Origin of the sequence: Rhodococcus globerulus (assembly GCF_019334125.1) — a bacterium.
Taxonomy (GTDB): Bacteria; Actinomycetota; Actinomycetes; order Mycobacteriales; family Mycobacteriaceae; genus Rhodococcus_F; species Rhodococcus_F globerula.
In genome coordinates this window covers 3004084-3029364 of sequence record NZ_CP079698.1, presented here as the reverse complement: position 1 = coordinate 3029364, position 25281 = coordinate 3004084, and the positions used below count along the sequence as shown (strand labels likewise).

Genomic DNA, 25281 nt, shown 5'->3' with positions numbered 1-25281 from the left:
GGAAACCATGGAGGCCAGGAATCTACGCGTATCGGATGCAGAACGAGAGCACGTCGGCGAATTGCTGCAGAAAGCCGTCGGTCAGGGGATGCTCTCACTCGGTGAGTTCACCGAACGTATGGACACCGCGCTGGCTGCAAAGACCAGGGGCGAACTCAACGTCGTACTTGCCGATCTCCCGGGTATCACCTTGATCTCGGATTACGAGCCTCCCGCGTATCCCGCGTCGGCCGGCCAGTCCGGTTATCAGTATCCGGCCCCGGGTTACCAGCAGCCGCCGGTTCATCAGCAGGTTCAGTATCCGCAGCCGCAGCCCTATGCCGGACAGAGTGGGCCTCCGGCGGCCGGTGCCTACGGCGCAGCCAATGCCGCGATCATCCGCGGACGGATGTCGACAGTGACGCGCAACGGCGCGTGGATCGTCCCGCCGGCCGTTGTGATCGACACTCGAATGTCCAGTGTCACGGTAGATTTCACGCGTGCGGTCATGCAAACACAGATCGTGCATGTCTCGATCAACGACTATGCAAGCTCGATCTCGCTGATCGTCCCCGAAGAAGCCACGGTGGACATGAACGATGTCGAAGCCATCGGTGGCAGCGCTTCCAACAAGGTGCGGTCCGGGCCTCAGATGGGCCCGCTTCACGTAGTGGTGCACGGCAAGGTGCGCTTCGGTAGCGTCACTGCAAAGCATCCCTTCGGAACCACCTTTCGCAAGTTCCTTGGGTCCTAGATCGAAAGGTGTGCTCACCGAAAGCCCCTATGTCGGTCGAGTAGTACTACTCATTCAATCGAGGATTGACTGAAGCAAGCTCGGTGTATGACCACACCAAGTTCTCCTGCCGTCGATCCGCGACTGGTGACCGCTCTGTCGGACGAATGCGAAAGCATCGGACGGCAGTTGCGCCACATGGGGCAGAACCTGTCGATTCTGCAGACGCAGCTGACCACGATGCGGCCTGCAGCGCCGGCTGCGGCGCCCGTTCAGATTCCCGCGTACGTTCCACAGCCGGCCCCGCAGCACGTTGCCCCGCAACCGCAGTACCTGCGCCCGCCAAGTCCGCCAATGCAACCGAGTCCACCGAAGCAGCCCAGTGTGCCGTGGTGGCAACGTGACGGCGTGATCAGCCGACTCCTCGCGATTGCCGGGGTGGCAGTCACCTTGATCGGTGTTGTCATGCTGTTGGTTCTGGCAGCCCAGGCCGGTTTCTTCGGACCGCCTCTTCGAGTGATCGGCGGAGCAGCCCTGTCCGGTGCCCTGATCTTCGCAGGGTTCCGGGTGTACGGACGCCCGGGCGGCCGGGTGGGAGCAATCGCGCTGGCGGCCACCGGATTTGCCGGTCTCTACCTCGATGTGATGGCAGCGTCGGTCCTGTACGGCTGGATCGTCTCGCCGCTGTCGATGGTGATTGCCTTCGGTATCGCTGCTGCCGGAGTCTCGGTGGCGGTCAGGTGGAACTCCGAACCTCTTGCGCTGCTGATCGTGCTCGGCGCGGCATTGGCAGCCCCCGCCTTGGCCGGCGCACTGACGTTGTCGCTCATCGGTTTTCTTGTTGCTCTCCAAGTGGCAGGGTTCTCCGCTCAACTCGGTCGCGACTGGAAATATCTTGGCATGGCCCGGACGGTGCCGGTTGCGATCGTATTGATCGCAGCAATCATCGGAGTGTCCCTCTTCGATGGAATGCAGGTTGATTCATCGGCATTGACGATCAGTGCGGTTGTTGTCTCCCTGATCGGACTGAGCGCCGCAGTTGCCTTGCAGTGGAAGGGATCCCCGTCGCGTGACGGTGTTGCCGGCGCCTGGTCGAGTGCGACGTTCATTGTCGCAACGCTCCCACTGCTGGGAGTCGACGTACTCCTCGGTGATCAGATGGCCTCCCTGCTCTACGGCGTCATGGCACTGGTGCTCCTGGTCGGTGCTGCAGCAGGCGCGGCATTGTCGACTCACCTGCGCATGGGTATCGCCGGTACCGGTGCAGTGGCTCTGCTGCTGTGCTGTGTTGCCGGGTCGCCGCAGTCGTTGACTGCTGCAGTTCTGCTTGCCGTCGCCACCGTCTTCATCGTGATCGCAGGTTCGACCGGATCACGTTTCGTCTGTGCGCTCGGATCCGTTTTTGCCGCAATCGGATTGATCGGATTCCTGGAATCCGCGTCGCCGTCCATGTTGATGACGTCCCGTGCCGCGTCTGCCCATCTCGATGCGCTGACGGCACTCACGAGCCTGACTGCGATCGGCGTGCTCGTGGCATTCGTGTGGGTCATGAGTCGGTTGGCATTGGTCTCGGAGAACAACATCGCCGTCGCCTGGGCCATCAGCGGAATGGGTATCCTCTACGCCGCTACCTGCGCACTGGTTGCGTCGGGCATCGAGATATGGGGCGGCACAACAGGGTTTGTGTTCGGCCACAGTGCAGCAACGGTCGTATGGATGCTGGCCGCCACATCCGCACTCGTATTCGGGCTGAACAATCGCGAGCACGCACACACGATGCTGGGAACCGGCCTGACGCTGACCTGCGCAGCGCTGGCAAAACTCTTCCTGTTCGATCTCGCCACCTTGAGCGGACTGGTTCGCGGTGTCGCGTTCCTGGTGGTCGGGCTACTGCTCCTGCTTGTCGGGACGCGCTATGCACGCGCCTTCGGCAAGGCGGACCAGATCAACTCCGCTTCTGCCGCGCGATGAGCTCGCTGACGCTCACGGCATTACCGTCGTCGGGGCGGTGGCGTCCGCTGACTGCGTTGCCGGACGACGGACCGTTGGGCGTGGATTCAGACGCCGCGCCGGTGGTGGCCGCTCCGTTACTGCCTGCGCCGTTGGTCGCTGCGCCGTTGGTCGCTGCGCCGTTGGTTCCAGCCCCGTTGGTTCCAGCCCCGTTGGTTGAAGCACCATTGGTGCCGGCACCGTTTGTTGCTGCACCGTTTGTTGCTGCACCGTTGGTCGGTGCCGAAGTGCGGACGGCCGGCAATGGCCTCGATGCAGGTTGCGCCTCACCCGGGGTGCGCAGGTCCGACAACCAGCTTTCGATCGGTCGTTCAGTGGAAGCCGGTGTAGCGGGGGAGGTGCGGCGGGCGGTCGGAGCCGGTGTCGGTGTTGCCGTTTGTTCCGGCTTGGCCGCCTTGTACGTCGGGTTGGGGATTGGTGCTTCGATCAGGTCCTGCGGCGCACCGGCCGGTCGGTCGGTACTGCGGCGGCGGGGTGTCTCGCCGGGCGCGTATGTCTTGGGCGTTGGCGCCTTGACCGACATCTCGCTGAGGGGGATGGGCTCGGTGAGGGGATCGGGTTCGCGCTTGCCCCCGACCGGTGCTGGGGGCGGGAGTACCCGCGACGGCGTCGCAGCTTTTGCCTGCGCTGACTCGGTGATTTTTGCCTGGCCGGGTCCGGCGATCGCGCCGACGGGCGTGAGCTGGGGGACATCGACGAGCGCAAGTTCGTTGTCGAGGATCGGCTCGCCCAGTCCGATCTTCTCCTGGATTCGTTTCATCCAGGCCGGGGCCCACCAGCAGTCGTCGCCGAGCAGTTTCATCGTGGCGGGCACGAGGAACATGCGGATGAGCGTGGCGTCGATGACCAGGGCCGCGATCATGCCGTACGAGATGTACTTCATCATCACCAGTTCGGACAGGCCGAACGCGCCGGTCACCACGATGAGGATCAACGCCGCCGCGGTGATGATGCGGCCGGTGTGCGCTGTTCCGATGCGGATGGATTCGGTGGTGCTCGCACCCTGCGCGCGCGCTTCCACCATTCGTGAGAGCAGGAAGACTTCGTAGTCGGTGGAAAGCCCGTAGACGATCGCGATGATCAACACCAGAACTGGCGACATGATCGGGCCGGGTGTGAAGTTGAGCAGTTCGCTGCCGTGGCCGTCGATGAAGATCCACGTCAAAATGCCCAGCGTCGAACCCAGTCCGAGAGCGCTCATCAGAGCTGCCTTGATCGGCAGGACCAACGATCCGAAGGTCAGGAACATGAGCAGTGTGGTCAGCAAAATGACCGTGACGACCATCAGCGGTAGACGGTCGAGTAGAGCGTCGACGCTGTCCTGCTCGATGGCGGGGGTGCCGCCGACAAGGACCGTCGTGCCTTCCGGCCAGTCCGCGGCGCGGAGGTAGTCGATGGTGGGGCGAGCTTCGTTGCGCTCGGTCAGGCCGGCTTTGAGGACGTTGACGCCGTCCTTGGTGGCCACTTCGGGGGTGAACTTCTCGACCAGCCCCGGTGCGTTGTTGGCGGTCTTCGCGATCTGGCCGAGAGCGGTGTTGTCTGCGCCCTGGATGACCAGACGGACAGGTTCGGTGCGGTTACCCGGGAAGAGTTCGTCGAACTCGGCTTGAGCTACGCGCGTGGGGCTGTCGGGCGGCAGGTACGTCTCGTTGATGCCACCGAACTTGATGCCGGTGAGCGGAATGATCATCAGGAGCAGTGCGGCCACGATCGGAACGGCAACCTTGAGCGGATGCCGCATCACGAACCTGGTGAGGTTGCCCCAGAAGCCGTTTTCGATTTCCTCGTTGGTCTTGGTCTGGCGAAGCCTCTTGAACGTCAACGCATCGATCCGTTTGCCCAGGATTCCGAGGATGGCAGGCAGGATCGTGACGGACGAAATGGCCGCAAGCATGACGGCCGCGATTGCGCCGTACGCAACGGATTTCAGGAAGCCCTGGGGGAACAGCAGAAGGCCGCCGAGGCTGACGGCAACCATGGTCGCCGAGAACATGACAGTGCGGCCTGCGGTCATGACCGTTCTGCGGACCGCCGTCGGCGTCTCGTGCCCTTCGGCGATTTCTTCACGGAAACGACTGACGATGAACAGCCCGTAGTCGATGGCCAGACCCAGCCCGACCAAGGACACCACGGGCGCGACAAACGCGTTGACCTCGGTGAAATTGGTGATCAGACGGATGATGCCGTTGGCACCGATGACGGTCAGGCCGCCCACGATCAGGGGCAGGGCAGCAGCGACGACGCCACCGAACACGAAGAAGAGCAGCACACCGACAGCAGGAATTGCGAGCATTTCCATGCGCTTGATGTCGTTGGCCATCGTGTCGTTCAACGAGTTCGCGACCGGTTGCAGACCGGCCAACTGCACGTTGACACCGTCGATGTAGAACTCGCTCTCGACATCGCGGAAGTTGTTGGACACCGCGGTGTCGTTGTCGCCGGCAATGGCCACGCTGGCAACGGCATGTTGCTTCGTCGGGTCTGCCAAGGCGGCGACGGAAAGTCCGTCACCGACCTTGAAGTACGAACCGTTGATCTTCATGATCTGATCCGGATGGTCCGAGACCAGTCGTTGCAGGCTGTCGATGACCTTCGCTTGGAACTCCGGGTCGTCGACGGTTTTTCCTTCGGGCGCTGTGTACAGCGCCAGAACGTCGCCGGCGGTGCTACGTCCGAACGTGCCGTCGGCGAGCTTTGCAGCCTCGACCGATTGTGACCCCGGATCGTCCCAGCCGCTCTGGCTGAGATGGTCCTGCAGGCTCATGCCGTACGCGGCAAGCCCGAGGAGTCCCGCCACCATGACAGCGATGACGGTGAAGCGGGCACGATAGACGATGCTTCCCCAGCTGGCGAACACTGATCAACTCCTACTCGGCAACACTTTTTCGCCCGATGAGCAGGGCGGAAAGCGGTCGGAACGGCTGCAACCAGGCGCCCTCGTCGGGCAAAGTATCCAGGCTTACCCGCGGCAGAGGCTCGCGGAAGACACCGGGAATGTCCTCGAGATCGACGAAGTCCAGGATGTCGGACGACACAGCCCAGCTGGCGTGCTCGCGGAATCCGAGTACCTGAACCGGAATGCCGGTCGCTGCGATGTCTTCCAACGGTTCGCGGAATGCTTGACCGTCGGCGGACGCGACCATGATTCCGGCCAGTCCCTCGCCGTACCGCAGAGCGATGTGCTCGAGCATGTCTGAATCGACATCGCTGTCCTCATCGACCTTCGGCTTGGCGAACACCGCAAAACCCACGTTACGCAACGCTTCGACCCATGGGCGCACAACGTCGGCGCTGCCCGTGGCGATGTTGGTGAAGACCGTTGCTTCGGGTTCGAGGTTGCCGGACTCACGCGCGGACAGTTCAGCGGTCCGTGACAGCAACCAACGTCCGAGTGCGTCGAATCGTGGCCGGTAGGCAGCGGTAGGTCGGCCGCCGAGGATGGCGCCGAGGCCCATGTCCAGGTTGGGGGCGTCCCACACCAGGAGAACCCGCTTGGGGTGGCGGGAGTCACGACCGAGGTCGAGGGGAGATCCTGACGACTCGAGGTCGTCGGATAACTGTTCGCTGACGCTCATGCTCTGATCTTCCCCCATATAAGCTCGGTAATTGCGCTTCCGACCTTATGGGCCTTGTCTTCGAACTTCGTGACTGGGCGCTCGTGGGTCATCGGTGATTCCCAGTCGAGAGCGCTCAAGAGCGGTTCGGCGTTTCCGGTTTCCTCGATCCACTCCGCGTATTCGGCGTGGTCGGTGGCAACGTGGAGGACTCCGCCTGGCTTGAGGCGATTGGCGATCAACGAGAACGTCGGGGCCTGCAACAGGCGACGCTTGTGATGGCGAGCCTTGGGCCACGGATCCGGGAAGAACACCCGAACACCCGTCAGCGACTCCGGGGCAATCATGTTTTCCAGTACGTCCATCGCGTCACCGCGCAGGACGCGGACGTTCGGGATCTCTTCGCGTTCGACCTGCTGAAGGAGTTGCGCGAGCCCGGGGCGGTAGACCTCGATGGCAATGAGATTGACGTGCGGTTCGGCTTTGGCCATCGCAGCGGTCGCGGTTCCGGTGCCCGATCCGATCTCGATGATCAGCGGGGCATCGCGTCCGAACCAGGCGGTCGAGTCGAGGGGAGTGTCGGACACATCGGCGCCGATAAGGGGCCACTGGCGGTCCCAGGACTTCTGCTGTGCGTCGGTCAGCGCACCCCTGCGCGAACGGAAACTTGTCACGCGCGGATGGAGACGGGAACCCTTGGAGTCTTCCGTCTCGCCCGCGTTCGGGGTTGGCAGTGCGTGCTGATCGGCTTCGTTCACGCGTCCATTGTCACGCATGACTGCCGTATAGCGCAGACGGGTCTGAAGTTCGAGTTGAGACTTTCTGGGAAAATTCCGGAGAACAGCCCGCGAAATCGGACAGCTGAACGTGAGATGACCTGCCGGGAACAGCCGTGTCGTCGTAAACCTGACAGAATCTGCCCATCACGAAGGGGAACGTGGGGTGGGGATGAACACAGGGGAAAATGTGAAGGTGTGGGCTCGAATTGTGCCCGCAGTCTCACTCGACGACGCTTGCGCGCCGCCGATGGACGAGTTGCGACGGCTTGCCTACCGGTTGATGTCGATCGATCAGCACGCCGCGGAGGCGGTGCATTCGATAGTCGGATCGTTGACAGCACCGTTGCAGGTACTGGTTGCCGGTCGTAGCGGAGTCGGCCGGTCCGCGGTGACCACGTTGCTCGAGAGTGATGTCTTCGCGAGCCATCGAGTGGGAGGCGCGCCGGTTATTCCGACGGAGACGAGGGCGTTCGACGTGCCCGGTGCGATAGATCCGGATCTGAGTAGTCACTGCGTTGTGGTCGTCGTGGTCGACGCACTCCGAGACGCAGATCGACGTGCGGCCGGCCGGGCGTCCGATCACTGCCTTGCCGTTCTGAACAAAGCCGACCACATCGGTGACGGGTGGGAGGATGCGCTCACGCGTGCAGCCGAGATTTCCGGTGAGCTCTCCGCCGTCACCGTTCCTCTGGTCGCGTTGACCGGACAAGGTCGAGAGGCGTTCTTCGGTGAGTTGTCGCCGCTACTCGAGATGTGGTGGTGGCGCAGAGTCGACGGAATTCGATCGATACTGGAGCGCGTTGCTGCCGGCGCCGAGGCGGCGGAGGTCGCCGGTGCCCGAGATGAGATCGAACAGTATCTACGGACCGATTCCGGTCTGATCTTTGCCGCGACGGGTGCGCTGGTGCGTCCGGAACTGCGTGGGTTTGTGGCAAGCGCACCGCCTGCGCCGACAACGGTCGAGGAAGCGCGCAGATGCGCTCAGTGGTGGGGCGGGCCGACGCAACGTGAACATCGCGCATGGGCCGACGCGATATCGCTGGTCCACCGGGCGTACGTCAGGCGGTGGGTGCTTCTCGGCGGTGAGCGAGAGCGGTCGGAGATGAGCGCGTGAGCGATGTAGCTTCGGTTCTGCCGGCGGCGGTCCATCCTGTGGTTCGGAGATGGAACCCAGCTGGGCTCTCTGGTGATGTCGATGTCGCTTGGGCCGATGAATCATCAAGTAATGCAAGTGTTTTCGTTATCGGCCTGCCGCGATGTGGTCGCGAAGAGGTCGAAATGCTCCTGAGCGTGGCGGGCCGATACACGAGCGTCGATCACGCAAGCGACGCCATCATCGTGCTGCTGGTGGTCGACGCGGCAAGTGTGATCGGGCGGGAAGAGTTGGAACTGCTCGACGAGTCCGGAGTGGGAGGCTTGCCGTTTGTGGTTGTGATGACCAAGACGGATGTGAACCCGGACTGGGAATCGGTTCGCGACCGCGATCAGCGCATTCTTGCAGATCACAGTGATGTTTACGGTGGGGCGGCAATCATCGTCCTGTCCGAGCATGGCGGTGTCGCACCGTTGTTCCACGCCGTCGACGCAGTTCGTCGACGCGCCGTATCTCAGCCTGGCGGCGGTGTGATCGCGGAAACCCGACGGATGATCGACCTCGAGGTTCGAAACCTGCGCGAGAGCGATCCCGGCGGCGAACTGCGTGCGGAGCGCAGCGAATTACTCACCGACCGTGACGGTCGACGTAGTGAACGACTTGCTCAGATGAGGACCAGGCTCCAGCGCGCGCGAGCCGAACTTTCGCAGCAAATCGCGGACACCACTCGAACGACAGTGGCGTCGGCGCGCCTGTGGATCGACGAGTCCACCCGAAGCGAACTCGACAGTTTGCCGGCACGTCTGCAACACGAAGTCGAGAGCAACACAGTGGCTTTCGACGCTGCGATCGCCACAGCAGTCGGAATCGGCGAAACGGGTGTAAGCGTCGCACTCCCACATTTTCCCGACCACCCCGCGACACGGCCGCGTGGTAACGAAGAGCGCATCACCGTGTTGGTCGGTGCCTCGGCGGGGCTCGGTTTGGGGCGGATCGCGGTCATTCCGCTGGAGATGGTGCCGGCCCTGGACATCGCGAGCATTCCGGTAACTCTGGTGCTTGGCGCAATTGCGGCGTGGTGGTTGAGCCGCACGAGAGGAGTTGCGGCAGATCGGGCGCACGCTCGTGCGTGGCTGGCGGAAACGATGGCCACCGTCAGAGCGCAATGGGAGCAGCGCGTGCTGAACCGACTCCTTGACGCGGAAGTGGATCTCGGCAGCGCGATCCTGGCGGAGAGCCGAGAGCTGGTTGCGTCGGCGCAAGCGCGAATTGCGGAGATCGATGTCGAGCTCCGAGCACTGGGACAGGCACGTTCCGGACAATTGGCCGCCTGTGAACGTGACCTGGCAATTCTGAACGGTGCCGGGGCCTGAACGAGTTGTCCACAGGCCCGGATTTTTGTCGGTGACTGTCGACGGAAATCTGGTAGTACTGATGCATCTCGGTAGGGGTTGCCGGGAGAAGACACCAGCAAGATCAAGCACAGGGGGAAGTAATGGACGGATTTCTGATCACCGCCGACGTCGTCGACATGGGACGGTTCGACGTGCCGGCAGATCATCTACCGGCAGAGGGCATCGACCCGGCAACGTTCGGACCGGGTACGGGGACTGTCGACGTCGGTGATCTGACGACGACATTCGACGCATTCGATCTCGATGGCGACGGGATCGTCGACAGTCGCGTCGTGTCGCCGGACAACGATGCAGCTGCCATCGTCGTGGTGTCGGATTTCGATCGTGACGGCGCTGCCGACCGCGTGACGATGGTGGAGTCGGACGGAGACTTCGCGGCGTGGGAATGCCACCGAGACACGCACGGTGCGTTGGTCTGGGATCGCATCGATTCTGGCACTGTGTGACACCGAAAAGAGGCACTGCGTGACACGCAAAATAGGCACTGAGTGACGTACCTGGAGGACTGTTCGCCTTGCGATCCGGGACCGTTTGCCTCTATTCGAAGCCGGGTACGCGGTGTGGATACACCATCTGAATCGTTTCTGTGACATTTCTGACCGCACCCGATTACCTGCAGGTGAACAGCCAGCGTTAACCTCAGTACATAGGACACCCGGCGTCCGTGAAATCCACGTGAGTGGATGACGCGGCTGGACCCCGTCGAGAGGGGGACACCGGGATCAACTGGTATCGGGGAGCTGCAGTTTGCATCCGGTGTCACGAGAACCCGGTTCCGGCTCACCCCAGGAGAGTTTGATGACCTCAGCGACCATTCCCGGTCTCAACGGAACTGACGGCACGCCCCCCACGCAGCACAAGGAACTGCTTGCATGGGTGCAAGAGGTTGCCGAACTCACCCAGCCCGCTCGCGTCGTCTTTGCGGACGGCTCGGACGAAGAGTGGGACCGGCTGACCGACAAGCTGGTCGAGGCAGGCACGTTCACGCGCCTCAACGACGAGAAGAAGCCGAACTCGTTCCTCGGTAATTCCGATCCTTCCGATGTGGCTCGCGTCGAATCGCGCACCTACATCTGCTCGAAGGAAGAAATCGACGCAGGCCCCACCAACAACTGGATGGACCCGTCGGAGATGCGCACCCTCATGGGTGACCTGTACCGCGGTTCCATGCGTGGACGCACCATGTACGTCGTGCCGTTCTGCATGGGTCCTCTCGACGCCGAGGATCCGAAGCTGGGTGTCGAGCTCACGGACTCCGAGTACGTCGTCGTCTCCATGCGCGTCATGACCCGCATGGGCAGCAAGGTTCTCGACAAGCTCGGCACCGACGGATTCTTCGTCAAGGCGCTGCACTCGTTGGGCGCTCCGCTCGCCGATGGCGAAGCCGATGTCGCGTGGCCGTGCAACGACACCAAGTACATCACTCACTTCCCCGAGGATCGTGAGATCTGGAGCTTCGGTTCCGGCTACGGCGGAAACGCTCTCCTCGGCAAGAAGTGCTACTCGCTGCGTATCGCTTCGGCAATGGCGCACGACGAGGGTTGGCTGGCCGAGCACATGCTCATCCTCAAGCTGATCTCCCCCGAGGACAAGGCCTACTACATCGCGGCGGCATTCCCGTCCGCATGTGGCAAGACCAACCTCGCGATGATCCAGCCGACCATCCCCGGATGGCGTGCCGAGACTCTCGGTGACGACATCGCGTGGATGCGTTTCGGTGACGACGGACAGCTGTACGCCGTCAACCCCGAATTCGGTTTCTTCGGCGTGGCACCGGGCACCAACTGGTCCTCGAACCCCAACGCGATGCGCACCATCGACCAGGGCAACACGGTGTTCACCAACGTTGCACTGACCGACGACGGCGACGTCTGGTGGGAAGGCCTCGAAGGCGACCCGCAGCACCTGATCGACTGGAAGGGCAACGAGTGGACGCCTGAATCCGGTACGCAGGCCGCTCACCCCAACTCGCGTTACTGCACCCCGATGTCGCAGTGCCCGATCATGGCTCCCGAGTGGGACGACCCGAAGGGCGTGCCGATCTCGGCAATCCTGTTCGGTGGACGTCGTAAGACGACGGTTCCGCTGGTCACCGAGGCCCGCGACTGGCAGCACGGTGTCTTCATGGGTGCCACGGTCGGCTCTGAGCAGACCGCAGCAGCCGAAGGCCAGGTCGGTACGGTTCGCCGCGACCCGATGGCAATGCTTCCGTTCCTCGGCTACAACGTGGGCGACTACTTCCAGCACTGGATCGACCTCGGCAAGTCTGCCGACGAGTCCAAGCTGCCCAAGGTCTTCTACGTGAACTGGTTCCGCCGCGGCGACGACGGACGCTTCCTGTGGCCAGGCTTCGGCGAGAACTCTCGCGTCCTGAAGTGGATCGTCGAGCGTATCGAGCACAAGGCTGCCGGTATCGACACCCCGATCGGCGTCGTTCCCACGGGATCGGCTCTCGACATCGACGGCTTGGACGTGTCGGACGCCGACATCACCGAGGCCCTCGCCGTGAACATCGACGAGTGGAAGGCCGAGATCCCGCTGATCGAGGAGTGGTTCGACTTCGTCGGCGAGAAGCTGCCCACCGGTATCCGTGACGAGTTCGAAGCTCTGAAGCAGCGTCTGGGCTGAGTCCCTCGCGATTCTGTTCTGCGTAGCCCGAATGCCGCATCTGATCGAACAGATGCGGCATTCGGCATTCGAGGAGATTATTTTTGGTAGTTCTCGGGTTTTTACCGGCCCGGTTGAGCTATAGGACACACCGAATGATGCAATAACGTCATTAACGAAACGACCCGGTCGACACTGCGGCCACATGGAGGTACGGAAATGACCGGTATTTACAACAACGTCACCGAATTGGTCGGGCGCACCCCGCTGGTGCGACTCAACCGCCTGACCGAGGGTCTGGACGCGCAGGTTGTAGTGAAGCTCGAGTTCTACAATCCGGCCAACAGCGTCAAGGACCGGATCGGTGTTGCGATCATCGACGCTGCCGAGAAGTCCGGAGCACTCAAGCCCGGCGGAACCATCGTCGAGGGCACCAGTGGTAACACCGGTATCGCACTTGCCATGGTCGGTGCTGCTCGTGGCTACAAGGTCATCCTGACCATGCCGGAGACGATGTCCACCGAGCGTCGCGTCATGCTGCGTGCGTACGGCGCCGAGATCGTGCTGACCCCGGGCTCCGAGGGCATGGCCGGCGCAGTCGCCAAGGCCAAGGAAATCGTCGAGCAGACTGAAAACGCTGTCTCGGCCAGCCAGTTCGCAAACCCCGCCAACCCGGCCATCCACGAGGTGACGACCGGTGAAGAGGTCTGGGCCGACACTGACGGCGCCGTCGACATCTTCGTTTCCGGTATCGGCACCGGCGGCACCATCACCGGCGTCGGACGCACTCTCAAGAAGTACAAGCCCGAGGTCAAGATCGTCGGCGTCGAGCCCATCGATTCGCCGATCCTCAACGGTGGCCAGCCCGGCCCCCACAAGATCCAGGGAATCGGTGCGAACTTCGTACCCGAGATCCTCGATCGTGAAATCTACGACGAGATCATCGACGTCTCGTTCCCCGATTCCATCGAGGTCGCTCGCGCTCTCGGAACTCAGGAAGGCATCCTGGGTGGCATCTCGTCCGGCGCCATCGTGTGGGCCGCCCTCGAGTTGGCAAAGCGCCCCGAGAATGCGGGCAAGCTGATCGTGGCTGTTGTTTGCGACTTCGGTGAGCGTTACATCTCCACCCCACTGTTCGAACACATCCGGGACTGAGATACGTGAGTATCCTCGGCGTCATTCGCGAGGACCTACAGGCTGCGCGCGGTCAGGATCCTGCCGCGCGCAGCAATGTGGAGAATGCCCTCGTTTACTCAGGGCTGCATGCCATCTGGTCGCATCGGATCGCACACAAGTTGTGGGCTGTGCCCGCTCTGCGCGGTCCGGCCCGGGTGTTGTCGCAGCTGACACGTTTTGCCACGGGCATCGAGATTCATCCCGGCGCGACCATCGGTCGACGGTTTTTCATCGACCACGGCATGGGTGTCGTAATCGGTGAGACGGCTGAAATCGGCAACGACGTCATGCTTTATCACGGTGTCACGCTCGGCGGCCGTTCACTCGAGCAGGTCAAGCGCCATCCGACGCTCGGCGATCGGGTCACCGTGGGTGCGGGTGCCAAGATCCTGGGACCTGTTCTCATCGGCGAAGGTAGTGCTATCGGCGCCAATGCTGTTGTGACGCGTGATGTTCCGGCCGATTCCATTGCAACGGGTATTCCGGCAGTGGCTCGGCCGCGGACCGCCAAGGAGAAGTTGGTGGATCCGAACAGCTACATCGATCCTGCGATGTACATCTGACTCTGTTCTGACGGTGGCCGCCCCTCGTTTCGACGGTGCGGCGGCCACCGGCGTCTGATCAGACTCGCGTCAGGCGCCAGCCGCGACGTCTCAGTACCGCGGCGGTCAGAGCGCCCACAGCTGCTCCGAGGAACGGGAAACTGGCAAGCAGGAACCAATTCCTCGACGCATTGGATCGAGAATCGAAGTAGAGGTTCAGCGACGATTCGTAATCCCGGCTCATCTGCACGCCCGTTAGCGGTGCGTACCCTCCCTGGTACACGATCTCCCGGTCCGAACTGGTCATCACGTCGATCAGGACGCCCAACAAGGGAATTCCTCCGACGACAAATCCGAGGACCATCAGTACAACGACCAGAGCGCGCATCAAATGAGCGTATCGCTCAGGCGGTGATCGACGGTTCTTCCGGTGTCGAGAGCGTCAGAATCGCCCGTACGACGCGTGGGCTCTGCTCGATTGTGCGCTCGAGGTCGCGCAGTGTGTGGGCTACTCGAGATTCGGCGTAGTCCCCGACGACATCGATGCTGGCAACCAGGTAGACCTGCCGTGGCCCGAGGTATTCCATGCGCAGGAACGTGATTCGGTTGACGTCGGGTAGCTGTGTCAGTGCTTCGATGCCGGCGGCGCGCAGGGTCGGGGACGCTTCCTCGCCGACCAGAAATCGTCGGTTGCGGTCGATCAGAATCACCGCGATGACACCGAGCAGGATGCCCACGCAGATGGATCCGAGGGCGTCGGGGATCGGTGAACCAGTGATCTGGTGAAGCAGGACGCCCGCGAACGCGATGATCAAACCGATAAGTGCCGCAGCATCTTCGGCGAACACAGCCCGCGTGGTGGGGTCGGAAGTATTGAGAGCTTGCGTGAGAACATCGCTGTTGACGGCCGAAGCTTCTGCCCGTAATTGTTTGTAGGCCTGGCGGAACGAGATGCCTTCGAGGATGAAGGAGACGCCGAGGACTGCGTAGGCAACTCCGAAATCGGTGGCCGGTTCCGAATGGAACAGTTCCTGGACTCCGTGGGTGATCGACACTCCGGCACCAAGCGCAAAGAGTCCGAGGGCCGCGAACATCGACCAGATGTAGGCTTCGCGGCCGTAGCCGAGGGGTTGATCGCGATCGGGAACGCGCTTGGATCGTCGGTTTGCGATGAGGAGCAGGATTTCGTTGCCGGTGTCGGCCCACGAGTGGGTGGCTTCGGCAACCATCGACGCCGATCCGGTGACGATCGCGGCCGCTGTTTTTGCTCCGGCGATCAGCGCGTTTGCGGCAAAGGCCAGCACAACGGTGGTGGTGCTCTCGTCAGCCGATGCTTCCGTTTCGGTGGTCACGGAGCTAAGGCTAAGCCCGCTCGGACGGTTATGTCTGGGGAGTGAGCACAGCTTCTATGAAGTGAGCACCCCTTCCGTCGTGCTGGAAGGGGTGCTCACTGTGTGCAACGGGTGCTAACTCAGCTCGTGTATCCGGGCGGCATGAGCACGGACTTGGTTTCGCAGAAGGCTTCGAGGCCCTCAGGTCCGTTCTCGCGGCCGATTCCGGAGTTCTTGTAACCGCCGAACGGTGAACCGGCGTCGAAGGCGTACCAGTTGATCGCGTAGGTGCCCGTACGGATCTGCGCCGCGATCTCGAGGCCGTGATCGATATCGGTGGTCCAGACGGATCCGGCGAGGCCGTAGTCGGAATCGTTGGCGATCTTGACCGCCTCGTCCTCGGAGTCGTACGGAATCACCGACAGCACGGGTCCGAAGATCTCTTCGCGGGCAATGGTCATGGAGTTGTCGACGTCGGCGAAGATGGTCGGCTCGACGTACCAGCCCTTGTCGAGTCCGGCGGGACGACCGCCGCCGAGGACCAGTCGAGCGCCCTCTTCCTGCCCCTTGGCGATGTAGCCCTCGACGCGATCGCGCTGCTTTTCGGAGATCAGCGGGCCCAGCTGCGCGGCCGGATCGGACGGATCGCCGACGGTCATGTAACCGGCCGCGGTCTTGAGTCCCTCGATGACCTCGTCGTAACGTGAACGGGGAGCGAGGATTCGGGTCTGCGCGACGCACGCCTGACCGGTGTTCATCAGGCCGGACATGACAAGCATCGGCATTCCGGCAGCGAGATCGGCGTCCTCGAGGATGATGGCGGCGGACTTGCCACCGAGTTCGAGGGAGCAGCGCTTGAGGTTCTGGGCGGCGATGGCGCCGATCTTGCGCCCGACCGCGCTGGAGCCGGTGAAGGTGATCTTGTCGATGTCAGGATGCGAGACGAGGTATTCGCCGGTCTCGGCGCCGCCGGGGAGCACGGAGATGACGCCGGCGGGAACGCCTGCCTCAGCGAAGATCTCCGCGATCACATGGACCGAGAGCGGTGACTCGGGGGCCGGCTTGAGCAGGACGGTGCAGCCGGCGAGCAGTGCGGGGGCCAGCTTGTTGATCGCGAGGAACAGCGGAACATTCCACGCGAGAACGGCAGCGACAACGCCGACGGGCTCGCGGGTGACCTTGGTCTGCCCGAAGGCGCCGGTGCGCTTCTCTTCCCACGCGAACTTGTCGGCGAGTTCGGAGTAGAAACCGAGCGTCGCCATCGACGGGGTCTGCTGCATCATGCCGACCATGGCGGGTGGCTGGCCCATCTCGTTTGAGATGAGCTGGTTGAGATCTGCGCTGCGCTCTTCGAGGAGCTTGGCTGCCTTCGCGAGGATCGCACCGCGCTCGGAAGGGGTCGTCTTGGCCCACGGTCCGTTGTCGAAAGCGTTGCGCGCAGCGGAGACTGCGGCGTCGATGTCTGCCGGAGCGGCGACGGGACAGCTTCCGACGCGCTCCTCCGTTGCCGGTGAGAACACCTCGAGTACCTGGTCGGTGGCGGGGGTTACCCACTCGCCGCCGATGTAGAGCTTGTCGTAGTTCGTCATCACAATCTTTCCTCGGTGTTGTCGGTCTCGCGCTCTGGTGCCATATCGATGAAACTGGTGAAGCCGTAACGCTCGTGGGGTCCGATGGCAGCGACTTCGAAAAGGCCGGTGCCGTCGAAGGTCTGATCACCCTCGGTGAGATGGAATTTGCTGAGATTGTCCACGGGGGAGAACATGCGCTGCATGGGTTCGAATTCGTGGACCTTGTGCCGCAGGCCTTGGACAACCAGCTCGCCTTGCCACATGCCGTGGCGCCAGTCCTGTTCGAGCCCGTACCCGGTGCCGATGCCGATGTGGTTGGCCAGCAACAGTTCACAGTCGACGGTCAGAACCTCGCCGCTGGGCCGGTGGAAGGTGAGGGTAGCTCCGGTGACGTCGCGGGTGGCGGGGCAGAAGATCAGGTCGTGCTCGGGCCGGCCGAGCCATTCCGGATCGCGTCCTTCTTCCGGCCAGATTCGCATCGCTTCCTCGACGATGCGACGGCCTTGCTCGTCTTCCTGCATGATGACCGAGATGGTGAACTCGTCGAATTGCATGACGGAGTAGATCCAGAAGAAGTTCTGGATACCGTCGACGGCGCGTCGGCCGGGTGGCTCGGCTTCACCGACCGGCCGTACGCCCCAAGAGCGGTCACGATTTCCGCGCCAGGTATCGGGGTCGATCGAGATTTTTTCCCCGTCGACGGTGAGGTTGCCGGTCCACGTTCCGGTCTGCAGGAAGCGGGACGTGTCGAAGGTGACGCGTTCGAGTTGGCGTCGAAAGTGCTTGGGCTCGAGCGCTGCCGGGATGGTGGCGTCGAAGGTGATGTCGAAGGAGAGATCGTATTCGCTGCTGGGTTCGAGGACGACACGAAGTTTCTGCAGGCCCTCCAGCACTTCGATGCGCAGTGGTCCGACCGTGGTGTCGGTGCGATCGGCGCCCAGGGCTTTCGACATGCGGGCCACGATGTGGTGATCCCCGTGGCGTAGGACGGCAAAACCGTCCATGACCCCGAGGTTGGGGTACTGGCCCAGGCCGACGATGAGGAAGGTGTCGTTGTTGTCGGTGGGGTAGCAGTTGAAGTAGTAGCGGTCGTAGAAGTTTCGGTCCGAGGTGGCGACGTGGCGGACCGGTTCCGCGATCTGGTGAATGGGGTAATCGTCCATCGGCGACAACATGGTCAGTTCAACCTCTCCCAGTAAGTGCCGTCGAGCATCGCGGTGAGCGATGCGCGGTGCATGATCATGTCGTCGGGGTCTGCGGGTTGCTCGGCTTGACCGAAAGCTATGGCACGGGCCTGAATTCGCCACATGATGACGGCCTGGCGCAGCGCTGCGTATGTAACGTAGAACTCCAGATCGTGTGGTGTGTGACCGGTGATGTCAGCGTAGGTTGCAGCGATGTCCGGCAGTCGCAGGAAGTCGGGAAGACCGGGCAGGTTTGCCAACCCGGCAATGTCCTCGAAGAACCTGTGCAGGAAGGCCATCCAGCCCAGGTCCATCTCACGCGGGCCGAGAGTTGCCATTTCCCAGTCGAGTACGGCAACTGGTGCAAAGTCCTGGTACATGACGTTGCCGATGCGTGAGTCGCCCCAACAGAGCACGGCCGGTGAATCGTCGGCGGGATTGTGTGCTTCGACCCAGCCGAGTGCCCGCTCGATGAGTGGCGATCGGACGCCATCCTTGACGACCCACTCGTAGTATGCGCGCTGCTCGGCGATGTGCGCCGAGAATGCCTCTCGCGCAGTCGGTCCCGAACCAGGCAGTTGGAGGAAATCGAAGCGCTCGATCGGATTGTCGATGGCGTGCAATTGCGCCAGGACGTCGACCGAGTTCTGCTGGAGGGTCTTTCGCTGTGCCGGGGACGCTTCGGTGACCCACGATCCGAAGTTGTACGGCATGACGTCGGGAGGTACGTCACCGGAGATGCGCTCCATGACGAAGAATGGCGCACCCAACGCATCCGGGTCGGATTCGGACCAGTACACCGTCGGTACGGGCACCGCGGAGTGCTCGTGCACCTGCGCCATGGTGCGGAACTGGGATTCGAGGTCGTAGGTCGGAAACACCGGCATGGTGGTCTCTGCCGGGGCGACACGGGCGACCAGCGGATGATGATCGCCGTCCCAGGTCGCGTCGAAGAGGATGGTTTCGCTGGACATGCCGTTGGCTGCGGGCAGGGTGACATCGGCGACGGTCACGGTGGATCCGGCCGGCACCTTCCCGGCCATCCAGCGTTCCAGGCGTTCGCGGAGGTCTTCGGTGTCGCGGAGGGAATCACTTGGTCGGGCGACCTGTGCGTGATGCTCGGCTTCTGTCGAGGAAACATCGGGGCTCACGGTCACCTCCTTCCCGCTTGTGTCACGCGCAATGCCCGTAACGGTGTGAGTCAGAACACTAAAACACGTTACAGAAATTGGGAACAGGTGGCACCCGTTTAGTGGGACTCCCTGCGGATTTCTCGGAGAAGAACGCGTGTCAGATGGCGGCGACGAGCGACAGGAGCCCCGCGCCGGTCAGAGTTCCACGCTCACCCAACTCGGCGGAGACGATTCGTAGGTCCTTGATGAACGACAAACGGGCATGTCGGGCAGCCGATTCGCGGAGAGGTTCCCACAGGGCTGAGCCGGACTGGGAAAATCCGCCGCCCACCACCGCAAGATTTACATCCAGAAGTGCCACAGCCGACGCGATGGCAACACCCAGCGCGGTTCCGGCACGGTGAAGCGCTGCCCGGGCGAGGGCGTCGCCGCGGTGGGCGTCGTCGGCAAGCTCGAGGCCCGTGGTGCCGGTCCACCCCTGACTGCGAGCCCAACGAACTGCTGCCGGACCACTCGCGACCGTCTCGAGGCAGCCGACGCCACCGCACGAGCAGGGTTCGTCGGCTCCAGGGACAACAAGGTGCCCGATGTGGCCGGCATTTCCCGTACGGCCAGGTGCGATGCGACCGCCAAGGACAACTCCGCCGCCCACGCCGGTGGAAACGACCAGACTCAACAGGTCCAGGGTTCCGCGTCCGGCGCCGTGGTGATGTTCGGCCAGTGCAGCGGCAGCCCCGTCCATGGCCAGAGTGGCCGCTGCGCCCGGGAAAACACTGCGTACCGCGTCCTGCAGGGGGAAGCCGCCAGTCCATTCGGAGATGTTGATGGGTGCCACAACACCGCCGACGGTATCGACCGGGCCGGCGCAGGCGATTCCGACGGCGTCAACCGCGCGTCCGTCGGCAACGCTCTGAAGTAATGCCGCGCAGGCTGCCCACGTATCCGTTTTCGGTGTGGGAACCGTGCGGAATTCGGGAACGCGCCCGTCCTCGGAAGCCAAACCGGCAGCCATCTTGGTGCCGCCGATGTCGAGGGCGAGGCGAATCACGTCAACGCTTCTCGAGGACCACAACGAGGTTGCTCACGAGGAATTCGCGAAGGCCGGGAACACGAACCATCCACCACGCCCAAGACGGGTGATATCGGGGGATCGCGGCGAGTAGTTCACCGTGGTCTGTTCCGCGGGCCCAGCGCAAACCGTCGGTGGCACCCACTTTGAACAGGGACTCTCCGTACTTGTTCTTCGGTTCGCGGCCGGTTGTGCGGCGGTACCGCTTGGCTGCGTATTCACCACCGAAAGCGTGCCACGGACCGGTCTCGTGCCCTCCGAACGGACCCCACCACAGGGTGTACGAGAGGACCATCAGTCCGCCGGGTTTGGTGACGCGCAGCATTTCCTCCGCCATGAGCCACGGCTCGCTGACGTGTTCCGCCACGTTCGAGGAGAAGCAGATATCGACCGACGAATCCCGAAAGGGCAACGCCAGGCCTGATCCGCGCACCGCGCCGCCGACGGTCAGGCCCGCGGCATGCATCTCCGACGGATCGGGTTCGACCGGGATGTAGCGGGCACCGGCAGCTTGGAACACTTCCGCGAAGTAGCCCGGTCCGCCGCCGACGTCGAGGACGGTGAGGCCGTCGAGCGTCTGACCGGTGTGACCTTCATGCAGGTCGGAGATCAATTCGACGGAATCGCGAGCGAGCGCGCCGTAGAAGATGTCAGGCGCGGTCTGCTCGTGGCGGAAGTCGCTGAGCAAGCCGACGGATCGTTTGAGGGTTGCCCGTCGGCCGAAAATGCGGGTCACTGCGGGCTTGGTCACGAGAATCAACTTTAGCGACTGCGACTTCTGCTCCATGAACACCGTCAATTTCACTGTGAGGAGCGCGGCAATACGGACGCGGAAACAGTTAGGGTGTTCCGCAGGGTTACCGACCGGTCAGGGTGGGCATCCCCCGCAGGACCACTCGCATCCGCGCCGGTCACCGACGAGCTCTAGGGAGTAACGCACGTGCACGAGGTTCTGTTGCTCTGTTGGCGTGACACCGGGCATCCGCAGGGCGGCGGAAGTGAGCGGTACCTCGAGCAGGTCGGAACCCAGTTGGCGGCGCGCGGCATCAAGGTGACTCTGCGGACGGCGTCGTACCCGGGTGCGCCCGCCATCGAGTATCGAGACGGCATCACCATCAGTCGTTCCGGCGGACGTTTCAGCGTTTACCCGCGGGCACTGGCCGCGATTGCGGCCGGACGCCTCGGGTTCGGTTCCCTGAAAGGCCTTCACCCCGACGCCGTGGTCGACACGCAGAACGGGATTCCCTTCTTCTCGAAGATGGTGGCCGGTGCGCCGGTCACGCTGCTCGTGCACCATTGCCACCGCGAACAGTGGCCGGTGGCAGGCACACTCGTCGGACGGATCGGGTGGTGGGTGGAATCGCGCCTGTCGCCGAAGCGTCACAGCGACAACCAGTACTTGACGGTGTCACTACCCTCGGCAGAGGAACTGGTGGATCTGGGCGTCGACCGCGATCGAATTGCCGTGGTGCGCAACGGAGCTGATCGTCTTCCGATGGGCGTCGACGCGGGTGGTTCGATCACCCGGGCGATCCGGCCTACCATGTCGGTGCTCTCGCGGTTGGTGCCGCACAAGCAGATCGAAGACGCGCTCGAAGCGGTTGCGACACTTCGCCCGACGCAGCCCGAGCTTCACCTCGACGTCATCGGCGGCGGTTGGTGGGAGCAGAACCTGCGTGATCGCGCTGCGGAACTCGGGATCGGCGACGCGGTGACATTCCACGGGCACGTCGACGAGTCCCGCAAACACGAACTGTTGGCGCAGTCCTGGATTCACCTCATGCCGTCCCGCAAGGAAGGGTGGGGCCTCGCCGTCATCGAGGCCGCGCAACACGGAGTTCCGACTGTTGGTTACCGCAGTTCCAAGGGATTGACCGATTCCATCGTCGACGGCGTGACGGGTCTTCTGGTAGGCGGCGAAAGTGTCGGCGACGGCGATGTGGCGGAATTGACGCAGGCTGCAGGCACCCTGTTGCAGGATCACGAACTGCGGACGGTGCTCGGTGAGAAAGCTCGGGTGTGGTCGAGCGAATTCTCGTGGGAACAAACGGGAACCGGTGTTTTCGAGGTTTTGTCGGCGACGACGGTCGGACAGCGCGTTTCAGGTCTTGTCACGTCGCGCGAGTCGAATCCGGTTCTGGTTCAGTCCGAGCACGAGTAGAGCCGCAACGCCCGTCATCACCCAGGCGATGTGGGCGAGCGCGACGATGATCCGGGCAGATGCCGAAGCCTGGTGCAGTGCAACATCTCCGGGCACCCGGTATAGCTCGAGATAGTTGTCTGCGAACACTCTCTCGAGGTTGCGCAGCGCCGCGTCGTCGGATCGGCCAGGAGTGTCGAGTTCCACCAGCACCCAGCCGACGCCAAGGGCCGCGAGTTCGGTGCTGCTTCCGCCCGTGAGGAGGAGTTCCTCGACATGGGCGGCGCGTGTTCCCTCGCCGCCGACAGAGCCACCGGCCACGATCAGTTCGCCGGTCTGCAGTACATCGAGCGGGAGAAATCGCGGAGCCGGATCGAGAACCGGAGCGTCACCGGTGTAGGAGAAGGCTCGAAACATTCCGGTGGGAAGCACTGCCACATCACCGGTTTCGCCTCGCAACTGCTCGGCGACAACGGTCCAGGACTGCGGATACTGCACCGGTTTCAGAGCCCCGCCGACGCCCCACGCGAGGTCGGGCAGAGCCATGATCGTCACGACAACAGCGGCGATCGACCACGTAGGGCGCGGAAGCGTGAAGCGTCGCTGTGCCCACATCACGCCCGCTGCCGCGGACAGTGCGTAGAACGGCGCCGCCAGCGCCACCCATTTCTGGGAATCGCGGAGCAGGCCTGCGCCGGAGAAGTATTCGACCGACCAGCGACCAACACCCAGGCCCCACGGTGTCGCGCCGAGTGCCGGGGCGAGGACCGCGACGAGTGCCAGCACTCCCAGGGCGGTGATCACAGGATTGCGACGCCGTCGCCACAGCGCGGGGATACCGCTGAGCACCACGATCAGCAGAAGTAGCGTCCCTGCCGCCGCGAAGAGTGTTGTGCGAGAGTCCGGGACGGCAGCGGAGTTCCAGACGCCGCCCAGCCCGGCGAGGCTGCCGAGCGTTCCGAGGCCCGGTTCCGCGCGGGCGGCAAAGGCCGCCACACCAGCGGGATCGGAACCGTCGGCGGAGCCGCTCGACAGAAGTGTTGCCGCGAGCCACGGCGAGGCAGTGATCAGGAAGAGTGCGAAGACGCCGCTGACGCGTCGTAGAACCGACGTTCGCCCGCCTGGGGAGGCTACGGCCACCAACGCGATGGTCAATCCCAGGAGCGCGCCGGTAGGTGTCAGGCCCGCGAATGCCAGCGATGCGGCCAATGCCCACCAGGCGCCGGGCTGAGCGCGTCGAACCCCGATGCCCGCGATCACGATCCACGGCAAAGCGCCGTACCCGGCCAACAGGCTCCAATGTCCTTGCAGCAGACGCTCGGCCACGTACGGGTTCCACAGCATGACCGTTGACGCCACCAACTGCGGCCCGAGCCCGGCTGTCGGCAGCAGGGCTCGGACCAAGCGGGCAGCGCCCCACCCCGCCAGCCACAGTGCGGCGAGGAGTAGCGCCTTCACCACCAACCCACCGTCGACAACCGTGCTAAATGCCGCGATCAGCGCATCCTGCGGCACGGCCCGGGCGGCGGCGTCGGTGAGTCCGAGGGCGGAGTCGGTGAGGTACGACCGGGGAGTGCTGACAGCGTCGCGCAGCAGTAGATAACCGGGACCGAGCAGTGGTCCGAGGATCAACAATGTCAACGCCAGGCTGTACACCGCGGCCACGACGCTGTGGTGTTTCGGCCGCACTGTCATGACGGGCACGATACGTGGTGCATCATTGGTCGCATGGCCCGCCAACCTCTTGATCGTTCCGCTGCGGCCGGGGTCAGTATGGTGTTGGCCGGTTCGATGACGGCAAATGTTGCGTCGTATCTGCTGGCCTGGTTGGCAAGTCGCTGGTTGGGTCCGGCGGGCTACGGAGAATTCGCCAGTCTTCTCGCCGCGCAGTTGGTGCTGGCCGTGCCGGCGTTGGCGCTGCAAACAGTGGTCGCCCGAGAGGCTGTGCGCGGCAAGAGCGCTGACACATTGCGATCGCTCGGGTACAGATGCGCAGCGATCGTGGCTGTTCTGGCGGTGGTGCTGACCCCGGCGATGGCGTGGCTACTCGACACCGGAATAGTCGCAGCGTTCTCGGCTCTTGTGACGGCGCCGATGCTGGTGCTGCTGGCGACGGAGCAGGGATTGTTGCAGGGGCACGGCCGGTTTGGCGTGCTCAGCGCAGTCCTGGCCGGTGCGGGTGTGATGAAAGTTCTTCCCGCAGTGGCAGTCCTGGCGCTGGGCGGAGGTGCGGCCGCAGCGTTGGTGGCGAGCGCGGCCGGAACGGCGGTTCTGGTCGCGGTTGTCCGGGTGCTGGACCGCACGGCGCCGGTGAGCGAGAACAAAGCAGTGCGGATCGGTGTTGTATCCGTGCTCGCCGCCTCCCAGGTTCAGCTCGCTCTGATTGCGTTGTCGTCGCTGGACCTGCTTGTCGTGCGCGTGGTTCTGAGCGAATACGACGCGGGTGTGTACGCACTGGGCGCCGTCGCGACCAAAGCCGCGTTCTGGCTGCCACAAGCGGTTGGTGTTGTCCTGTACCCGAAGATGGCCAATCCAGCCCAATCGGCGCAGGCCGTTCGCACAGCTTTGGCTGTGTTGGTGGGAATCGGGGCTGTGCTGGTGCTCGGCGCGGCCCTCGCCGGTCCGTTGGTACCGATCCTGGTGGGCGACGCCTACGCTGCCGTGGCACCGATGCTGTGGGCCTTTGCATTGCACGGTGCCGTCCTTGCAGTGCTGCAGTGCGCCCTGCTGTCCGCAATCGCGTCGGAACGCACGAGAGTCGCCGTGCTGGCCTGGATCGGATTGGCCGTCGAGGCCGTTGTGATGCTCCTGTGGGCAACGACGCCGGGGCAGTTGATCGGGACAGCGGTTGTCGTGGCGTCGGTGACGGCTGTGGCGGTCTCTGTTGCTGCAGTGCGCAGTGCGGACCGGGCAAGCGCGAGCTAGCAACCCCTGTATGAAGCGAGCACCCCTTCCGACTAGCTGG

The 25281-nt window shown here is 63.4% G+C and carries 21 protein-coding genes; 10 read left to right on the top strand and 11 right to left on the bottom strand.

Going from position 1 to position 25281, the window contains the following annotated elements; translation table 11 throughout:
- Positions 1 to 7: 7 nt before the first annotated feature.
- Together KYT97_RS13540 and KYT97_RS13535 are read left to right on the top strand one after the other, a co-directional pair.
- Positions 8 to 733: a DUF1707 SHOCT-like domain-containing protein gene (locus tag KYT97_RS13540; protein WP_045064658.1), complete on the top strand. Its 726-nt coding sequence runs from the start codon at positions 8 to 10 to the stop codon at positions 731 to 733.
- Positions 734 to 820: 87 nt separating this feature from the next.
- Positions 821 to 2683: a DUF2339 domain-containing protein gene (locus KYT97_RS13535; protein WP_219112554.1), complete on the top strand. Its 1863-nt coding sequence runs from the start codon at positions 821 to 823 to the stop codon at positions 2681 to 2683.
- On the opposite strand, the gene KYT97_RS13530 is transcribed toward KYT97_RS13535, so the two are convergent.
- From KYT97_RS13530 to trmB, 3 genes are read right to left on the bottom strand one after another with little or no spacing between them, the layout of a single operon-like run.
- Positions 2658 to 5579, bottom strand: a complete 2922-nt coding sequence (locus KYT97_RS13530; RefSeq protein ID WP_219112552.1) for an MMPL family transporter — start codon at positions 5577 to 5579, stop codon at positions 2658 to 2660. The genes KYT97_RS13535 and KYT97_RS13530 overlap by 26 nt on opposite strands.
- A 10-nt stretch (positions 5580 to 5589) precedes the next feature.
- Positions 5590 to 6297 carry an NYN domain-containing protein gene (locus KYT97_RS13525; protein WP_033231717.1) on the bottom strand — a complete coding sequence of 236 codons (708 nt, stop codon included), beginning with the start codon at positions 6295 to 6297 and terminating at the stop codon, positions 5590 to 5592.
- Positions 6294 to 7052 (bottom strand): tRNA (guanosine(46)-N7)-methyltransferase TrmB, encoded by a 759-nt coding sequence (gene trmB / locus KYT97_RS13520; protein ID WP_033231716.1) that lies wholly within the window; start codon positions 7050 to 7052, stop codon positions 6294 to 6296. The genes KYT97_RS13525 and trmB overlap by 4 nt, the downstream gene beginning before the upstream one ends.
- A 172-nt stretch (positions 7053 to 7224) precedes the next feature.
- On the opposite strand from trmB, the gene KYT97_RS13515 reads away from it, so the two are divergent.
- The 6 genes from KYT97_RS13515 (at position 7225) to epsC (ending at position 13909) form a co-directional block, all read left to right on the top strand.
- Positions 7225 to 8169, top strand: a complete 945-nt coding sequence (locus tag KYT97_RS13515) for a hypothetical protein (protein ID WP_245006115.1) — start codon at positions 7225 to 7227, stop codon at positions 8167 to 8169.
- 164 nt (positions 8170 to 8333) lie between these two features.
- Positions 8334 to 9521, top strand: coding sequence for a GTPase Era family protein (locus tag KYT97_RS13510; RefSeq protein ID WP_219112550.1), 1188 nt, complete (start codon positions 8334 to 8336; stop codon positions 9519 to 9521).
- A gap of 122 nt (positions 9522 to 9643) precedes the next feature.
- A complete protein-coding gene (locus KYT97_RS13505; RefSeq protein WP_051730283.1) occupies positions 9644 to 10009 on the top strand; it encodes a DUF6802 family protein in 366 nt (121 codons plus the stop codon).
- Positions 10010 to 10361: 352 nt separating this feature from the next.
- On the top strand, positions 10362 to 12191 hold the full coding sequence (locus KYT97_RS13500) for a phosphoenolpyruvate carboxykinase (GTP) (protein WP_033231714.1): 1830 nt from the start codon (positions 10362 to 10364) through the stop codon (positions 12189 to 12191).
- Between the two features lie 198 nt (positions 12192 to 12389).
- A complete protein-coding gene (cysK, locus tag KYT97_RS13495) occupies positions 12390 to 13325 on the top strand; it encodes a cysteine synthase A (protein WP_033231713.1) in 936 nt (311 codons plus the stop codon).
- Between the two features lie 5 nt (positions 13326 to 13330).
- A complete protein-coding gene (epsC, locus tag KYT97_RS13490) occupies positions 13331 to 13909 on the top strand; it encodes a serine O-acetyltransferase EpsC (protein WP_095887015.1) in 579 nt (192 codons plus the stop codon).
- 58 nt (positions 13910 to 13967) lie between these two features.
- Here the strand turns inward: epsC and KYT97_RS13485 are convergent, their stop codons facing one another.
- The 7 genes from KYT97_RS13485 to KYT97_RS13455 form a co-directional block, all read right to left on the bottom strand.
- Positions 13968 to 14276, bottom strand: coding sequence for a hypothetical protein (locus KYT97_RS13485; RefSeq protein ID WP_219112548.1), 309 nt, complete (start codon positions 14274 to 14276; stop codon positions 13968 to 13970).
- 16 nt (positions 14277 to 14292) lie between these two features.
- Complete coding sequence (locus KYT97_RS13480; protein ID WP_219112546.1) at positions 14293 to 15240, bottom strand: cation diffusion facilitator family transporter; 948 nt, start codon at positions 15238 to 15240, stop codon at positions 14293 to 14295.
- Positions 15241 to 15359: 119 nt separating this feature from the next.
- Positions 15360 to 16808 (bottom strand): aldehyde dehydrogenase, encoded by a 1449-nt coding sequence (locus KYT97_RS13475; RefSeq protein WP_219112544.1) that lies wholly within the window; start codon positions 16806 to 16808, stop codon positions 15360 to 15362.
- Positions 16808 to 17965, bottom strand: a complete 1158-nt coding sequence (locus KYT97_RS13470; protein ID WP_092803163.1) for an Rv3169 family protein — start codon at positions 17963 to 17965, stop codon at positions 16808 to 16810. The genes KYT97_RS13475 and KYT97_RS13470 overlap by 1 nt, the downstream gene beginning before the upstream one ends.
- A gap of 2 nt (positions 17966 to 17967) precedes the next feature.
- Complete coding sequence (locus KYT97_RS13465) at positions 17968 to 19131, bottom strand: phosphotransferase family protein (protein ID WP_219112543.1); 1164 nt, start codon at positions 19129 to 19131, stop codon at positions 17968 to 17970.
- Positions 19132 to 19264: 133 nt separating this feature from the next.
- The gene (locus KYT97_RS13460; protein ID WP_219112541.1) at positions 19265 to 20155 is read right to left on the bottom strand and encodes an ROK family protein; all 891 of its coding nucleotides are present in this window, start codon (positions 20153 to 20155) and stop codon (positions 19265 to 19267) included.
- 1 nt (position 20156) lies between these two features.
- The gene (locus KYT97_RS13455; protein WP_219112942.1) at positions 20157 to 20963 is read right to left on the bottom strand and encodes a class I SAM-dependent methyltransferase; all 807 of its coding nucleotides are present in this window, start codon (positions 20961 to 20963) and stop codon (positions 20157 to 20159) included.
- Positions 20964 to 21116: 153 nt separating this feature from the next.
- On the opposite strand from KYT97_RS13455, the gene KYT97_RS13450 reads away from it, so the two are divergent.
- The gene (locus tag KYT97_RS13450; protein ID WP_219112539.1) at positions 21117 to 22337 is read left to right on the top strand and encodes a glycosyltransferase family 4 protein; all 1221 of its coding nucleotides are present in this window, start codon (positions 21117 to 21119) and stop codon (positions 22335 to 22337) included.
- Here the strand turns inward: KYT97_RS13450 and KYT97_RS13445 are convergent.
- Positions 22278 to 24011 carry an MmpA family trehalose lipid delivery protein gene (locus tag KYT97_RS13445; RefSeq protein ID WP_219112537.1) on the bottom strand — a complete coding sequence of 578 codons (1734 nt, stop codon included), beginning with the start codon at positions 24009 to 24011 and terminating at the stop codon, positions 22278 to 22280. The two genes, KYT97_RS13450 and KYT97_RS13445, sit on opposite strands and share 60 nt — an antisense overlap.
- A 33-nt stretch (positions 24012 to 24044) precedes the next feature.
- On the opposite strand from KYT97_RS13445, the gene KYT97_RS13440 reads away from it, so the two are divergent.
- Complete coding sequence (locus KYT97_RS13440) at positions 24045 to 25241, top strand: polysaccharide biosynthesis protein (RefSeq protein WP_219112536.1); 1197 nt, start codon at positions 24045 to 24047, stop codon at positions 25239 to 25241.
- Positions 25242 to 25281 lie beyond the last annotated feature (40 nt).